Genomic DNA, 12,202 nt, shown 5'->3' with positions numbered 1-12,202 from the left:
GGGCCATGGAAGGTTTTACAATAATTGACGGGGTCGTTGCCCTGATCATCGTCGTTTCAGGCATTCTTGCCTATTCGCGCGGCTTCTTACGTGAGGTTCTGGCCATCGCAGGCTGGGTCGCAGCCGCGGTGCTGGCCTTTATCTTTGCGCCCCAAGCGGTACCGCTGGTCAAAGAGATCCCGGTTGTCGGGGATTTCCTGCGCGACAGCTGCGAATTGTCGGTCATCACGGGCTTTGCCGCAGTCTTTGCGATTGCTCTGATCATCGTCAGCATCTTCACCCCGCTTTTCTCGTCGATTGTTCAACGATCTGCGTTGGGTGGTCTCGATCAGGCGCTTGGTTTCTTCTTCGGCATCGCCCGCGGCATCCTGTTGGTTGCCATCGCATTCTTTGTCTATGACACGGTGATGACGGGTCAGTCCTATACGATCGTTGACGAAAGCCGCTCGGCCAAAGTGTTCGAGCAGTTCAGCGACAAGATCGAAGAACAGAACCCCGAAGCGGCTCTTGGCTGGGTCACCCGCCAATATGAAGAACTGGTCGCCAGCTGCACGGAAGGTTCCGCACCCGCCGAGGATCTGACAGCCCCAACGACCACGGAATAAACAGACGTCAAAATAAATCAGACGTCAGAATAATAAAGCCCGGCATCAGCCGGGCTTTTTTCTAGGTGTTGCGGGACGAAGACGCACCGCGAAGAACGTCTGCGGTGAGCCCATTCTGCCTTTTGCTACGGTCCAGATCTGTGCGTTAATCGACGGTCTATTCGTCGGGGCTTATGAACTTCCTTGTCTGCATCGCAAGGTGGAGGGTCAAAAACCCTCCCAACCCCAAAATCCCGAGCTCCCAGAATACATTTCCACCGAGATTTCGTACAATAATAGACGCAATTGCCGTCCCAAGACCCAAGACAAATACCATAAAAACAAGCCTTAAGAGTCCGCCGATGACCCAAAGATAGGCATTCTTCGCACGCTGCAGCGACGTTGCGAGCAATGCTGAAATTTGAAAGTACATACGGTCTCCTCAACTGACTAGGACTTGAGTTCTGGCATTTGGAGAGTTTGGTTCAAAGTGAATCTGTTTGGCTCCGAAGTCTAGATGTTGAAGATTGGAACGAACGGCAACAAAGTCCGCACAACCGTCCTTAGGTCGGGAAGCTGAGTTGTTCCACCTACGGTCACACAAACCCTTCACCTGCACAAACAGTGCATCTGATCGTTTTCAATCCAAAACAGCCGTCGCAGCGATTGAAAATCGGCTTCCCGTGAATGTCGCGGCTTTTGATAACCTCCCCCGATCCATTACAGATCTGACAGGGTGCCCGCCCCATGCCCCTGCATCGGTGACACCGGCGCTTTACCGGTTCTTCTTTTTTGTTTCCTTGTTTGTGCTGCCACATGGCGGGTATCCGATCGAACCTTTATCATTGCCGAAAACTCACTATGTCGACCATGACACCACATGCCTGCGGTCCCTGTCACCTTTTCATGTTGTTTTTGACAAAATCCGCATGCGTCAAATCGCGAATGTGATCCTTTGATGACACAGGCGCGCTTAGGCATTATGTGAGTGGCGAACTGACATGGAATCGGAGCTGCCGATCTTGCTGTATCTGTTTTCTTACGCGCTTGCCCTTGCGACGCTGGCGTGTTTGCGCCGCCAATCGGCCGGGCGACAATGCGTACAGATACCGCTGTCCAGACGGCCCGACCCGCACACTTAATCAACATAAACACGTCATGGAAATTGGAGCCCGTATATGTGTGGCATTTTAGGGATCGCAAGCAGGACACATGATGTCTTTGCGGAAATCTATGACGGGCTGCTGATGTTGCAGCACCGGGGTCAGGATGCCTCGGGGATAGTTACTTATACCGGTGAGTTCTTCCGTGAGAAGAAAGCCAACGGATTGGTCAAGGACGTCTTTAACGCCAATGACGCCGAGACCCTGCTGGGACAAGTCGGTATGGGGCATGTGCGCTATCCGACCGCCGGATCGCTCAGCGCGGCCGAGGCGCAGCCGTTTTTCGTCAACGCTCCCTATGGCATCTATTTGGTCCATAACGGCAACATCACTAACACCGCCGAGCAGCGCGAGAAAGTCACAGCCAAATACAGCCGCCATCTGCGCACCACGTCGGATTCCGAGATTATGCTGAATGTGCTGGCTGACAAAGTGGCCGACGCAATCAAGGTAAATGGCAATGCCGAACCGATCCGCAACATCTTCGCCGGTGTGAAGATGACGATGGAGCGCGTTCAGGGTGCCTATTCAGTGATCTGTCTGGTGGCCGGTGTTGGCATGCTGGCGTTTCGCGATCCCTACGGCATTCGACCGCTGTCGGTTGCCAAGCGCGATGTGGATGGGGACGGCGACGACTATGCCTTTGCGTCCGAAGACGTGGCATTCGGCATCAACGGATTTGAAAAGCTGCGTGATGTGAAACCGGGTGAGGCCATCCTGATTGACCTCAATGGCAACATGCACACGTTCCAGGCGGTTGAAGGTCAACTTACCCCCTGTATCTTCGAATACGTCTACCTGGCCCGTCCGGATTCGCTGTTGGATGGTGTTTCGGTCTACAAAACCCAGATGCGTATGGGCCAGACGCTGGCGCGCCAGATTGAGGCTGCAGGCCTAGAGATCGACCGCATCATCCCTGTGCCGGACAGCGCGCGACCTGTGGCACTTGAGGTCGCGAAAGCCACGGGCATTCCTTACCGTGAAGGTCTGGTCAAGAACCGCTATGTAGGCCGCACATTCATCATGCCCGGTCAGGAAGAGCGTCAGAAATCCGTACGCCGCAAGCTGAACGCCGTTCCGTTGGAGTTCAAAGGCCATAACGTATTGCTGATCGACGATTCCATCGTGCGCGGCAACACGATCAAAAAAATCGTTCAGATGTGCCGCGAAGCCGGGGCCAAGAAGGTGTTCATCGCCAGCGCCTCGCCACCGGTAAAATTCCCCAACGTTTATGGTATCGACATGCCCACAAAGCATGAGTTGATCGCAAACGGTAAGAACATTGAAGATATCCGGCAGGAGCTGGGCGCAGACGCCCTGTTCTATCAGGATCTCGATGACCTGATTTGGTCCGCCAAGGAAGGTAACCCGGATATCGAATCCTTCGATTGCTCGTGCTTTGACGGGAATTACATTACCGGCAGCGTCAGCGAAGACTATCTGGACAGCCTCGAAAACAGCAGCCGGGTCAGCAAGAAAAAGCAGGACATGCAGGTGCCCGGCGGGTCCTGGAATGCGGCCAAACTGGCGTCCGGCTAAGAATACGCGCCCGAATCAGACTGCAGTGATGGCCCGTTTCGCAATTGCGATGCGGGCCTTTTCACGTATGGGCTGCGCCTGATCGGTCGGTTTTCGCGCACAACTTTTCGATGAAGAAACCGCAATTGCAGGAGCTTCGGCGGCGCAGTTATTCAGCCGCGCTATCGCGCAATCCCCGCCTCTTTAGTTCCTGTCCTTCGTTTGATAGCGCATTTGCCGAACCACTCATAAAACAAGGGGTCAGGCCAACGTGGCCAGGCCGAAAATTATGTCAAACGCTAACGTCAAAAACGCGGCCACACAGACGGGCGCGCTAAAGAAGAACTCAGTCTCTGTGCTGGGCGTCTTTGGTCCAAAAGCTGACATGCGTGCGTTAGTGCGCCTGTCGTCAGGCCGGGTCAAAGAGGTCAAGCCCGGCAGCCGGGTGTCGTCGGGCACTGTGATTGCCATTGATGACGAAGGCGTCATGCTGCGACAAAGCGGCCAGACCAAGCGGATCGTCATCCCCGGAAGTTAATCTGTCTTGACGCCCTGCGCGCATGGGTTCAAACCGCCCTTATGACCGATCAGACTAAAATTGCCCTCATCACCGGGGCTTCGCGCGGATTGGGTGCTGCCCTGGCCGAAGCTCTGGCACCCGAGTATCACATCGTCGCCGTCGCCCGCACCACTGGTGGGCTGGAAGAGTTGGACGACCGGATCAAAGCCAAGGGTGGTGCCGCCACGCTTGCGCCGATGGACATCGCGGATCCGAACGCCATGGCGACGCTGTGCCGGGGCATTCATGACCGATGGGGCAAAGTTGATCTGTGGATGCACACTGCAGTCCACACTTCGGCCCTGACGCCTGCGCATTTCGTGGACCCCAAGGAATGGACGAAGGCGGTCAACATCAACGCAACAGCCACGTCGGTTCTGATCCCTTATATCGCGCCCCTGTTGGGCGACAGCGGCCATGCGGTGTTTTTCGACGATCCCAAGGCCGGTGAAAAATTCTATGGCATCTATGGTGCAACCAAGGCTGCGCAACTGGCGCTTGCCCGTAGCTGGGCAGTGGAAACAGAACGTACAGGACCACGCGTTTCGATCGTGGAACCCGCACCGATGCCGACGGCCGTACGCGCCAGGTTCCATCCCGGCGAAGACCGCAATGCGTTGATAAACCCAGCGGATGAGGCTGCCAGAATTTTGGCATTGTTGTAGGAATAGCCCTTTAGGCCATGCCACCAGTGGGGATATTTTGGCCAGATGTAGCGGGCGGTCTACGCGATATGTACGCCGTTGCGCCCAGCCAGATCGACAAAGAACTGCCATGCCACGCGACCCGAGCGTCCGCCCCGGGTGGCTTGCCATTCGATGGCCTCGGCGCGCAGGATATCGGCGTCGACGCTTACACCATGAGCCGCGCAATACCGGTCGATCATCGCAAGGTATTCATCCTGATCGCAGGGATGGAAGCCCAGCCACAGGCCGAACCGGTCAGAGAGCGAGACTTTTTCCTCGACCGCCTCTGACGGATTGATCGCGCTGGAGCGTTCGTTTTCGATCATGTCCCGCGGCATCAGGTGACGGCGGTTCGAGGTCGCGTAGAAGACAACGTTTTCGGGGCGGCCCTCGATGCCTCCGTCCAGCACCGCCTTGAGTGATTTGTAATGCTGATCATCGTGGCTGAACGACAGGTCATCGCAGAACAGAATGAACCGGTGCGGAGCGGCGCGCAGATGGTTGAGAAGGCGCGCGACCGAGCCCATGTCTTCACGCTGGAGTTCGACTAGTTTGAGGTCAGGAAATTCCGCCTGCAACGTACCGTGGACAGCTTTGACGAGGCTGGACTTGCCCATGCCCCGCGCACCCCACAACAGCGCGTTGTTGGCCTTGTACCCGGCCGCAAAGCGGCGCGTGTTGTCCAGCAACGTATCGCGTGAGCGGTTGATACCCACCAGCAGGTCCAGATCGACACGGTTGACCTGTTTGACCGGCTCAAGCTGGTCCGGCTCGACTTGCCAGACAAAAGCCGGGGCTGCCGCGAAGTCAGGCGCGGCCAAAGGCGCCGGTGCCATGCGTTCCAAGGCGTCAGCGATACGGTTCAGGGCTTGGTCGTTCATAGGCGCCTCCGGTCGGTTTTGCTGGTTTCAAACCATGTTCCGCCGGGCGCAACAAGAGCCGCGCGCAAAAAAGGCGCGCCCTGACGGACGCGCTTTATTGTTATCGATCATCAGGATTACTTGCCTTCTTCTTCCTGAATAATCTCTTCATCCGCTTCTTCTTCATCGTCGTAGTAGCCGTCAGCGCGCAGTTGTTCCTCGCGCTTTTTCTCGACGCGTGCGACCAGGAAGATCGAAATCTCGTACAGCCCATAGACAACCACGAACAGGATGACCTGAGTGATCACGTCAGGCGGTGTCACCAGTGCGGCCAGAACCAGAATGGCGACCACCGCGTACTTACGCACGGCCCCCAGACCTTCAGCAGTTACCAGCCCGGCTTTTCCCATCAGGGTCAGAAGAACCGGCAACTGGAAGCACAGCCCAAAGGCCACGATGAACTTGATGGTCAGGTTCAGGTATTCCTGTGCCGAGCCCTGGAAGACCACGCTGAGCGGTGCAGTAGCAGTGCCGTCAACTACTGCCTCGCCTTCTGATCCGAACTGCTGGAAGCCAAGGAAGAAGTCATAAGCCAGCGGCGTGACCACGTAGAAGGCAAAGCTTGCCCCCAGCAGGAACATGAATGGCGATGCCAGCATGAACGGCAGGAACGCGTTCTTTTCCGACCGGTACAGGCCCGGTGCAACGAACCGCCACATCTGCATCCCTATATAGGGGAATGCCAGAATGAAGCCGCCCAGAAGCGAGACCTTGATGGCGACGAAGAACCCTTCCTGCGGTGAAATGAAGATCAAATCACAATCCTGCCCGCGTTCTGCCAGCACCTCGCACAATGGGTTTGTGAGGAAGTTGAACAGCGGCGTGGCAACGGTGAAGCAAATTATCATCCCGATCAGGAACGCCACGACGCAGTGAATCAACCGTGTGCGCAGTTCTGCCAGATGCTCGATCAATGGGGCCGAGCTGTCTTCGATCTCGTCGGTATTGCTCATGTCTTGCTTTCAGTATTCAGCGCGGCTTCGGCCTCTTCAGCCTTGGCCAGCGCATCCGCAGCTTCTTTGGCCTTACGCTCGGCAGCGGCACGCGCGGTCGAGGCCTGGATCTTCTTGGCCTGCTCTGCACGTTCAGCAGCCAGTTTACCGGTTTCGCTGTCGGGGTCGAACTTAGTCGGGTCCATGCTCTTGGCCATTTCCTGCGCAGCTTCTTTCACGCCGTCCATGGCGGTGTTCACAGGATTGGTGGCCGCATTCAGACCCTTCTTGATCTCGTTCACACCCGCCTGATCCGCTGCCTCGTTCATGGCGCTGCTAAACTCGCGCGCCATGCCACGGGCCTTGCCGACCCAGCGGCCAACGTTACGGAACAGCACCGGCAGGTCCTTTGGCCCCACAACGATCAGGGCAACAATGCCGATGACCAGAAGCTCGGTCCAGCCCAGATCAAACATCTGCGCTTAGGCCTTGTCTTTGTCGGTCTCGGGGGTGACGTCTTTCGCCATCTCGGACGCGTCCTGCTCCAGCTCGTCCGCACCTTCTTTGACGCCCTTCTTGAACGAGGTGATGCCTTTGCCCACTTCGCCCATCAACGAGCTGATTTTGCCGCGGCCAAACAGCACCAGCACCACAACGGCAATCAGCAGAAGACCGGGAAGTCCGATATTGTTAAGCATGTCTCTTCTCCTTTGAAGTCGACGCACATGCGCCGGGAATGTGATCTGGCACTGTGTTTACGCGCGGGCGGCCCATCGCAAAAGCGTGTCGGCCCGGTTCTGTGTCCAAAAATGAACGGATCACGCGATTTTTGAGGACTCGCAATTCTCAACTGACAGGTTTATGTCAGTTGAGAGCACGTAGAACGGCCCTGTCTCATCAAAACAGGAGCATGACGTGACACAAATCGCAGAAACCGTAACCTTCAAACTCGCGGCCGATGTAACAAAGGAGGATTTCGTGAACATCATGAAAGGCACCGAATCCTTTGTTCGGAACGCAGATGGCTTTGTCTTTCGACGCCTCAGCGCAGGGGATGACGGGCTTTGGACCGACACCGTCATCTGGGCAGACATGGATTGCGCTCAATCCGCCGCCGTTGCATTTCCCAAACAGGACTTCGCCCCCGCGGTGATGGCTGCAATCGCGCCGGACACGGTGACTATGCGCCACGATGCAATCCATTGGACCATCGGAGCGTCATGACACACAGGACATCCCATGCGCCGCAGTGACCGGCTATTCGATATCATCCAGATCCTGCGCGACGGCAAACTGCACCGTGCGCAGGACATCGCGGATCGGCTTGAGGTGTCGGTCCGCACCATCTATCGCGACATGGATACGCTGGTTGCTTCGGGCGTCCCGGTCGAGGGCGAGCGTGGCGTAGGCTACATGGTGCGCGAGCAGATCACCCTACCCCCTCTGAACCTGACCCCTGCCGAGCTTGAGGCGTTGAACCTCGGTATGGCCATCGTAGCCGAAGCCGCAGACCCCGACCTCAAGGCCGCAGCCACGTCGCTGGCCGACAAGATCGACGCCGTGTTGCCCACGCAGGTCGTGGCCGAGGCTGACAATTGGAAGTTTGCAGTCTATCCCTTTGCCGATGCGGCTCGGGGGCTGGCGCACATGGCCCCTATCCGTGCCGCCATCAAATCCCGTCAGAAACTCCGTCTGTCTTACCGCCGGATCGACGGCGTTCTGACCGACCGGGTCATACGCCCCCTGCACATGGAATACTGGGGGCGCGTCTGGACCCTGACGGCGTGGTGCGAGCTGCGCCAAGGATTCCGCGTTTTTCGCATCGACCTGGTCGAAGCAATCTCGCCCCTGCCTGAGGTCTTCGCAGACGAGCCCGGCAAGCGCCTAAGCGATTATGATCCGCACGCCTGACGGGATTCGTCTTTTCTCAAATACTCTGGCCGAATGCTTGGCCCGCTCAGGGCCATAACCTTCACCGCAGATAGGGTTCCGGATCGACAGATTCGAACCCTTTACGAACCTCAAAATGCACATAAGCATTGTCGCCACCGCGCAAGGAGGCGATCTTTTGGCCGCGCTTGACGCGAGCACCCTTTTTCACAGTGATGTTTTCGACATTCGCGTAGACGGTCAGCAGGTCGCTGTTGTGCTTTACCACAATGATCGGCACTTGATCCGCGTCTGCCGTGATTGCGGCGACGGTGCCCGCTGCGGCAGCGTTAACCGGGCTACCAGGCGAGGCCGCAATGTCGATGCCTTCGTTCGAGCCCTTTTTATAGGTGCGGATGATCGTTCCGGTGACCGGTAGGCCAAGTGCGGAATTGCTTTGCGTTGTGGGTGCTTCGGCGGTCACGTCCGGCGCGGGTTCTGCCGGCTTGATATCTTCATCCGGCAGCGGTTGCGTCGCACTGGGCGGGGTCGGCGTGGGCGATCCCTGCCCCGGTTGGGTGATCGTGGTCGCAGGAACGGTTGCAGCGGCAGCTTCCTGACGGGGTGCAGCCTGGTTTTTGATGGGAATCAGCAGAAACTGCCCTTCACGGACGGTAAAGTCAGACCCCAGCCCGTTCCACTCGGCCAGAGCGTCGACCGGTACGTTATACAGGCGCGCGATCGTATACGCGGTTTCGCCGCGCTTGACCTTGTGGCGAATGGGCTCGGGTCCTACTGGCGCAGTGGCCGGTGCAGGCGCAGCGGCTGGTTGTGCCGGTTCCAGCGTCGATGTGCGCACCGACCCATCCGCGGGCGCTTCGTCAATCGCAGTGCCTGCAATTGTCGCGATATCGACAGAGCTGGCCGCGCTGACGGTACGGGGCAAGGCGACCACCTCGCCATCACGCAGCTGGTCCGCAACTTGCAATCCGTTAAAACGCGCGACTTCCGCTGCCGGTAATCCGACCCGGGCGGCGACATCGCCAACCGTGTCGCCCCGGCGCGCAACGGCCACTTGATAATTGGGATAGGTGATCACGCCACGCGCATCCGGTACCGGCCGGTTGGCAGTGGCTGCCTGCGCCGCATCGGCCGTGGAAAAACCACCGACATTGCCGCGCAGATCATAATCTATGGGGCCTTCGCATCCCGCGAGGAACGCCAAAGACGCAACACCTGCTGCGACTGCTGATTTGGAAACTGCTCTCATTTTACTGTCCTCACCGCCTGCCCCTGTTGTCCGGGGTTCCAGCGCTTATCGCGAAATATTTCCTTACGCTCCGTCTTTGCCAAGCCCTTCTAGCAGGGGCACGAACCGAACGGGCAACAATTCATCATAGTCCAGGCCGGTCTCAGTGCGTCTGACCCGGATCAGGGTCTGAACCGCATCCGACTGTCCCACCGGCAAAACCATGATACCGCCGATTTTGAGCTGCGCCAAGAGCGGCCCGGGCGGGTCCTCAGCGGCGGCGGTCACAATGATACGATCAAACGGGGCTTGTTCCGACAAACCGAACGATCCGTCAGACAGCATCGCCGTCACATTGGTCATTCCCAATTCTCGAAACAGCTCGCCGGTTTCGCGCACCAGACGTTTATGACGTTCGACCGTATAGACCCGGCGCGCCAGCTTGGACAGAACCGCCGCCTGATAGCCCGAGCCTGTACCAACCTCCAGCACCGTATCACGGGGGCGCACATCCAGCGCCTGCGTCATCAGCCCCACCACCGAAGGCTGGCTGATCGTCTGACCGCAGGCAATCGGCAGCGGTGTATCCTCATAAGCTCGCTCGGCGAACAGACCTTTGACGAAACGGCCCCGATCGACCTGTTCCATCGCAGCCAGAACGCGCGCATCCGTTACCCCGCGCGACCGCAGGGCAAAGAGGAACTGCATGGTTGTTTCTGGATCAAGTCCGCTCATTCGATCGACTTCAGTTGTTCTAGAACGTCATGGGCTGTCAAATCGGCGCGCATTGGTGTGACCGATATGTAGCCCTCAAGATTGACCGCTGCATCAGTACCGGGTGCAGTCGGGTTGTGCTGATAGCCGCCCTTGATCCACAGGAACCGCCGGCCCGAGGGCGAGCTGTGTGGTTCAACCGAGAAATTGGTATCCCGGCGAAAGCCCTGCGGCGCGATGCGCGTCCCCAGAACCTCATCCGCCGGCACAGGTGGGAAATTCACGTTGTAAAACAGGCGGTAATCGACTTGCTCTTCAGGCGTTGCTTTCAGAATTCGCCGCACGAGGTCGGCCCCATAACGCGTTGCAGCCTCGAAAGGATCATTCAGACCAAGATTGCGCGGTCCGAAATACTGCGACAAGGCAATTGCAGAAATACCCTGCAGGGCGGCTTCCATCGCCCCACCCACCGTGCCGGAATACAGCGTGTTCTCGGCCGAGTTATTACCCCGGTTCACACCGGACAATACCAGATCGGGCGGTGTGTCTTTCATGACGTCGTGCAGCCCCGCCAACACACAGTCAGCGGGTGAGCCTTCGGCGGCATAGCGACGTTCGCCCAGCTTGGCGACCATCATCGGGTGGGTATAACTGATGCAGTGGCCCACACCTGATTGTTCGAATGCAGGCGCGACGACCCAGACTTCACCATCCGGGCCTGCCAGATCGGCGGCAATCGCCTCAAGTGCGATCAGCCCCGGGGCATTGATCCCGTCATCATTGGTCAGAAGTATACGCATAAGCCCCATCCACCCGGCGTTTTGCCCTTGATAGACCCGCCCCCGCGTCGCGGCAAGCAACGCGCGCGTCCAATCTGATGCTTTCGCGCACCACTTGGCGCTAAACTGTGGCTTTCCAGCCTAAACCGGGAAAACGAAACACCTGTCACGGCGGATGGTAAGCCACATGACCCGTCCCGGGCTGGGAACAAAGACATTGGGCACCGTCGCCCTCAGGATCGAGCCATCATGGTCCATCCGAAATTCAACAAGGCTTTCGTTGCCCAAAAACCGTGCCCGCTCGACCACGCCCCGCGCCGCAACGCCGTCGGTCGGTGTCGGCAGCGGGCCCTTGCCGTTACGGTCAAAGTCCAGCCGCACGTGCTGTGGGCGGAATACGATCTCGACATCTGTATTGTCCGGAACGCCGGGTGCCAGAAATTGCCCGAATGGCGTTTCGGCCAGGGCTCCATTCACTTTGGATGGTAAAACATTGATATCACTAAAAAATGCCACCGCCGCCTTGTCCGCCGGGCGGGTAAAGACGTTGTAGGGCGCGCCTTGTTGCACGACTTTACCGCGCCGCATCAGGGCGATTTCATCCGCCATGCGCATCGCTTCTTCAGGCTCATGCGTGACTAGAACAACTGCGGCGTCCTCTTCCTTGAGGATCGCAAGCGTTTCATCCCGAATGCCGTCCCGCAACCGGTTGTCGAGGCCCGAGAAAGGCTCGTCCATCAGCATGATCCGCGGACGTGGGGCCAATGCGCGGGCCAAGGCCACACGTTGCTGCTCGCCACCTGACAGATGATGCGGGTAGTCATCGACGAAACGCATCAGGTCGACTTTGCGCAGCAGCGCTTCGACGCGGGCGCGTTTTTCGTCCCTATGCCCCTTCAGGCCAAAGGCCACATTGTCGGCAACGCTGAGATGCGGAAACAGTGCAAAGTCCTGAAACATCAGCCCTATTTCACGCCGTTCGGGCGGCACACGAAACACCGTGTCACAGATCAACTTGCCATCGACATAGATTTCACCGGATTCCTGCATCTCGACCCCGGCGATCATGCGTAGGGTCGTCGACTTGCCGCAGCCCGAAGGCCCCAACAGACAGGTCACCTGGCCCGCCCGCACCGTCAGCGAGACGTCATCCACAACAACCCGCCCCTCATACCGGGCGATCAGATTTCGGATTTCCAACCGAGGAGGAGTAGCGTTTTCTGTCACCG

The 12,202-nt window shown here is 58.0% G+C and carries 14 protein-coding genes; 6 read left to right on the top strand and 8 right to left on the bottom strand.

What is annotated here, in order from left to right:
• Positions 1–5 precede the first annotated feature (5 nt).
• The 4 genes from AC2FGC_RS00390 (at position 6) to AC2FGC_RS00375 (ending at position 4,489) form a co-directional block, all read left to right on the top strand.
• A complete protein-coding gene (locus AC2FGC_RS00390; protein ID WP_496723081.1) occupies positions 6–605 on the top strand; it encodes a CvpA family protein in 600 nt (199 codons plus the stop codon).
• A 1,157-nt stretch (positions 606–1,762) separates the two neighbouring features.
• Positions 1,763–3,286, top strand: coding sequence for an amidophosphoribosyltransferase (gene purF, locus AC2FGC_RS00385; RefSeq protein ID WP_496723085.1), 1,524 nt, complete (start codon positions 1,763–1,765; stop codon positions 3,284–3,286).
• Positions 3,287–3,554: 268 nt separating this feature from the next.
• A complete protein-coding gene (locus AC2FGC_RS00380) occupies positions 3,555–3,803 on the top strand; it encodes a hypothetical protein (protein ID WP_058271935.1) in 249 nt (82 codons plus the stop codon).
• A gap of 41 nt (positions 3,804–3,844) precedes the next feature.
• Positions 3,845–4,489: an SDR family NAD(P)-dependent oxidoreductase gene (locus AC2FGC_RS00375; RefSeq protein ID WP_496723088.1), complete on the top strand. Its 645-nt coding sequence runs from the start codon at positions 3,845–3,847 to the stop codon at positions 4,487–4,489.
• Positions 4,490–4,548: 59 nt separating this feature from the next.
• On the opposite strand, the gene AC2FGC_RS00370 is transcribed toward AC2FGC_RS00375, so the two are convergent.
• The 4 genes from AC2FGC_RS00370 to AC2FGC_RS00355 all read right to left on the bottom strand — a co-directional run bounded on the left by AC2FGC_RS00370 (position 4,549) and on the right by AC2FGC_RS00355 (position 7,060).
• Positions 4,549–5,391, bottom strand: coding sequence for an ATP-binding protein (locus tag AC2FGC_RS00370; RefSeq protein WP_496723090.1), 843 nt, complete (start codon positions 5,389–5,391; stop codon positions 4,549–4,551).
• Between the two features lie 116 nt (positions 5,392–5,507).
• Positions 5,508–6,383 carry a twin-arginine translocase subunit TatC gene (gene tatC, locus AC2FGC_RS00365; protein ID WP_496723092.1) on the bottom strand — a complete coding sequence of 292 codons (876 nt, stop codon included), beginning with the start codon at positions 6,381–6,383 and terminating at the stop codon, positions 5,508–5,510.
• Positions 6,380–6,838 (bottom strand): Sec-independent protein translocase protein TatB, encoded by a 459-nt coding sequence (gene tatB, locus AC2FGC_RS00360; RefSeq protein ID WP_496723094.1) that lies wholly within the window; start codon positions 6,836–6,838, stop codon positions 6,380–6,382. Before tatB ends, tatC begins: the two co-directional genes overlap by 4 nt.
• A 6-nt stretch (positions 6,839–6,844) precedes the next feature.
• Entirely contained in the window at positions 6,845–7,060 is a 216-nt protein-coding gene (locus AC2FGC_RS00355) for a twin-arginine translocase TatA/TatE family subunit (protein ID WP_170354368.1), read from the bottom strand.
• A 217-nt stretch (positions 7,061–7,277) separates the two neighbouring features.
• Between AC2FGC_RS00355 and AC2FGC_RS00350 the strand changes: the two genes are divergently transcribed.
• Both AC2FGC_RS00350 and AC2FGC_RS00345 read left to right on the top strand, forming a co-directional pair.
• Positions 7,278–7,586 (top strand): hypothetical protein, encoded by a 309-nt coding sequence (locus AC2FGC_RS00350; RefSeq protein WP_496723097.1) that lies wholly within the window; start codon positions 7,278–7,280, stop codon positions 7,584–7,586.
• A gap of 15 nt (positions 7,587–7,601) precedes the next feature.
• Positions 7,602–8,273, top strand: a complete 672-nt coding sequence (locus tag AC2FGC_RS00345) for a helix-turn-helix transcriptional regulator (protein ID WP_496723099.1) — start codon at positions 7,602–7,604, stop codon at positions 8,271–8,273.
• A 61-nt stretch (positions 8,274–8,334) separates the two neighbouring features.
• Here the strand turns inward: AC2FGC_RS00345 and AC2FGC_RS00340 are convergent, their stop codons facing one another.
• From AC2FGC_RS00340 to AC2FGC_RS00325, 4 genes are all read right to left on the bottom strand, one after another.
• Positions 8,335–9,501 (bottom strand): peptidoglycan DD-metalloendopeptidase family protein, encoded by a 1,167-nt coding sequence (locus tag AC2FGC_RS00340; RefSeq protein WP_496723101.1) that lies wholly within the window; start codon positions 9,499–9,501, stop codon positions 8,335–8,337.
• A 63-nt stretch (positions 9,502–9,564) separates the two neighbouring features.
• Positions 9,565–10,215, bottom strand: coding sequence for a protein-L-isoaspartate(D-aspartate) O-methyltransferase (locus AC2FGC_RS00335; protein ID WP_058271826.1), 651 nt, complete (start codon positions 10,213–10,215; stop codon positions 9,565–9,567).
• A complete protein-coding gene (surE, locus tag AC2FGC_RS00330) occupies positions 10,212–10,994 on the bottom strand; it encodes a 5'/3'-nucleotidase SurE (protein WP_496781268.1) in 783 nt (260 codons plus the stop codon). The genes AC2FGC_RS00335 and surE overlap by 4 nt, the downstream gene beginning before the upstream one ends.
• A 120-nt stretch (positions 10,995–11,114) precedes the next feature.
• The gene (locus tag AC2FGC_RS00325) at positions 11,115–12,200 is read right to left on the bottom strand and encodes an ABC transporter ATP-binding protein (protein ID WP_496721671.1); all 1,086 of its coding nucleotides are present in this window, start codon (positions 12,198–12,200) and stop codon (positions 11,115–11,117) included.
• Positions 12,201–12,202 lie beyond the last annotated feature (2 nt).

The organism is Ruegeria sp. CDSC054 (genome assembly GCF_059610645.1).
This window is presented reverse-complemented; position numbering and strand designations above follow the sequence as displayed.